Here is a 3,209-nt window from a genome sequence, read left to right on the forward strand (position 1 = left end):
CGCGCGGCCTGCTGGCGCAGGGCGGTGCGGGTCCGGCCGGTGACCAGCACCGGCGCCGTCCGGTCGGCCGGGGTGGCCGGCTCCGGGGCCTCCTCGGCGGGCTGTTCCAGGATCAGGTGGGTGTTGGTGCCGCTCATCCCGAACGAGGACACGGCGGCGCGGCGGGGCCGGTCGACCGCCGGCCACGGCGTCGGCTCGGTGACCAGGCGGACCGCGCCGGCGGTCCAGTCGACGTGCGGCGTGGGTTCGTCGACGTGCAGCGTGGCCGGCACGATCCCGTGCCGCATGGCGTGGACCATCTTGATGATCCCGGCGATGCCGGCGGCGGCCTGGGAGTGGCCGAGGTTCGACTTGACCGACCCGAGCAGCAGCGGCGTGTCCCGGTCCTGTCCGTACGTGGCCAGCAGCGCCTGCGCCTCGATCGGGTCGCCGAGCACGGTGCCGGTGCCGTGCGCCTCCACCACGTCCACCAGGTCGGGGGTGAGCTTCGCGCCGGCCAGCGCCGCCCGGATGACCCGCTGCTGGGAGGGGCCGTTCGGGGCGGTCAGGCCGTTGGACGCGCCGTCGGAGTTCACCGCCGAGCTGCGGATCACCGCGAGCACCGGGTGGCCGTTGCGGCGGGCGTCGCTGAGCCGCTCCAGCAGCAGCATGCCGACGCCCTCGGACCAGCCGGTGCCGTCGGCGGCGGCGGCGAACGACTTGCACCGCCCGTCGGCGGCCAGCCCGCGCTGGCGGGAGAACTCGACGAACGGGCCGGGGGTGGCCATCACCGTCGCGCCGCCGGCCAGCGCCAGCCCGCACTCGCGTTCCCGCAGCGCCTGGCACGCCAGGTGCACCGCGACCGACGACGACGAGCAGGCGGTGTCCACCGTGATCGACGGCCCCTCCAGGCCGAACGTGTACGCGAGCCGGCCGGAGACCACGCTGGCGGCGGTGCCGGTGAGCACGTACCCCTCGGCGTTCGGCGCGCGGTGCAGCACGGCGGCGTAGTCCTGGCCGGACGTCCCGACGAAGACGCCGGTGCGGCTGCCGCGCAGCGACAGCGGTGCCAGCCCGGCCCGTTCGAACAGCTCCCAGGTGACCTCCAGCAGCAGCCGCTGCTGCGGGTCCATGGCGACCGCCTCGCGGGGGGACACGCCGAACAGCGCGGCGTCGAACTGCCCGGCGTCGGCCAGGAACCCGCCGGACGCGGTGTACGAGGTGCCGGCGTTCTCCGGGTCGGGGTGGTGCAGCAGGTCGAGGTCCCAGCCCCGGTCGGCGGGGAAGTCGCCGATCGCGTCGCCGCCGTCGGCGACGAACCGCCACAGCTCCTCCGGGGTGGTGATCCCGCCGGGGTAGCGGCAGCTCATCGCCACCACGGCCACCGGCTCGGACTCCTGGGCGGTGACCTCGCGCAGTCGCTGGCGGGTCTGGTGCAGCTCGGTGACGACCCGGGTCAGGTACTCCCGGAGCCGCTGCTCGTCCCCCGCCGGTCCGGTGCTGCCCACTGCCGTGTCCGCCATGGTCGATCTCGCTCCCTGGTGTGCCACGCGTGCCTCAGGACAGCCCGAGATCGCGGTCGAGAAGGTCGAAGAGCTCCTGGTTGCTGGCCGTCCGCAACCGGTCGGCCACGTCGCCGGCCGGCTCGTCCGGTTCGTCGGCGCCGAGGCGTTCCAGCAGCCGTTGCAGCCGCATGGTGATCCGCACCCGGCCGAGGTCGTCGCGCTCGCGCAGCGCGAGCGCCTCCTCCAGCCGGTCCAGTTCCTCGCCGGTGGGCAGCTCCCCCGCCGACGCCTCGTCGACGAGCTGGGCGCGCAGGTGCTCGGCGAGGGCCTGCGGGGTCGGGTAGTCGAACACCACCGAGCTGGCCGGGGCGAGGCCGGTGAGCCGGGCCAGCCGGCCGCGCAGCTCCACCGCGGTCAGCGAGTCGAAGCCGAGGTCCCGGAACGGCCGGTCGGCGTCGAGGGCGTACGGGCTGTCGTGGCCGATCACCTCGGCCGCGGCGGCGCGGATCAGGTCCACCAACAGCCGGTTCTGCTCCGTGGTGGTGAGGTCGGCCAGGCGCTTGCGCAGCGCGGCGAACGTCTCCGTGCCGCCGGTGTCGGCCGGGTCGCTCGCGCCGGCCGGCGTCGCCACCTCGGGCAGGTCGGCGATCAGCGGGCGGGGCCGGGCGGCGGCGAAGACCGGGGCGAAGCGCGCCCAGTCGACGTCGGCGACGGTGAGCACCGTGCCGTCGCCCTCGATCGCGGCTCGCAGCGCGGCCAGTGCCGGTTCCCGGTCCAGCAGCGTGACGCCGCGCCGGCTCATCGCGGCGGCATGGTCGGCGCTGACCATGCCGCCACCGGCCCACGGTCCCCAGTCGACCGACACGACCCGGGCCCGTCCGGCCGGGCGGGACTGCGCCCACGCGTCGAGGAAGGCGTTGCCCGCCGCGTACGCGCCGTGGTCGCCGACGCCCCAGGTGGCGGCGATGGAGGAGAAGTAGACCACCAGCTCCAGCGGCTCCGGGTCGAGCAGCTCGTCGAGGTGGCGGGCGCCGGCGATCTTGCCGGAGACCACGTCGGCCAGTTCGTCGGTGGTGACCGCGCGCAGCGGGTTGAGCCGGCCGACACCGGCGGCGTGCACGACGGCCCGGACCGGATCGCCGGCCGCGGCCAGCCCGTCCAGCAGCCCGGCCACCGCCGCCCGGTCGGCCACGTCACACGCGGCCACGGTCACCCGCACACCCCGCTCCCGCAACCGCTCCACCAGTTCCGTCGCACCGGGGGCGTCTTCACCGCGCCGGCTGGTCAACACCAGGTGCTCCGCGCCCACACCGGCCGCCCACTGCGCGACCCGACCGCCCAGCGCACCGGTACCACCGGTCACCAGCACCGTGCCCGCGAACCGGAACTCCCGCCGCACCGGATCACCGGAGGCCCGCACCAACCGCCGCCCGAACACCCCGGACGACCGCACCGCCACCTGATCCTCGACCCCACCGGCCAGCACACCGCAGACCCGCCGCACGGCCCGCTCGTCCAGCTCGGCCGGCAGGTCGATCAGCCCGCCCGAGAGTCGCGGCTCCTCCAGCGCGACGACCCGGCCGAGGCCCCAGGTGCCGGCGGCGACCGGGTCGACCGGGCGGTCGGACGCGCCGACCGCGACCGCGTCCCGGGTCAGCCACCACACCGGCCCGGCCAGAGATCGGAAGAGCGTCGTGTAGGGAAAGAGTGTTCAGAGCGGTGTAG

2 protein-coding genes are annotated in these 3,209 nt (G+C 75.7%); both read right to left on the minus strand.

Going from position 1 to position 3,209, the window contains the following annotated elements; genetic code table 11:
• Positions 1 to 1,502, minus strand: a 1,502-nt coding sequence (locus tag HUW36_RS29055; protein WP_174531039.1) for a type I polyketide synthase, incomplete at its 3' end; no start/stop codon positions are given.
• A 34-nt stretch (positions 1,503 to 1,536) separates the two neighbouring features.
• Positions 1,537 to 3,150 (minus strand): type I polyketide synthase, encoded by a 1,614-nt coding sequence (locus tag HUW36_RS29060; RefSeq protein ID WP_246248377.1) that lies wholly within the window; start codon positions 3,148 to 3,150, stop codon positions 1,537 to 1,539.
• Positions 3,151 to 3,209: the final 59 nt, after the last annotated feature.

The sequence above is a fragment of the Micromonospora maritima genome, assembly GCF_902825405.1.
Classification (GTDB): Bacteria; Actinomycetota; Actinomycetes; order Mycobacteriales; family Micromonosporaceae; genus Micromonospora; species Micromonospora maritima.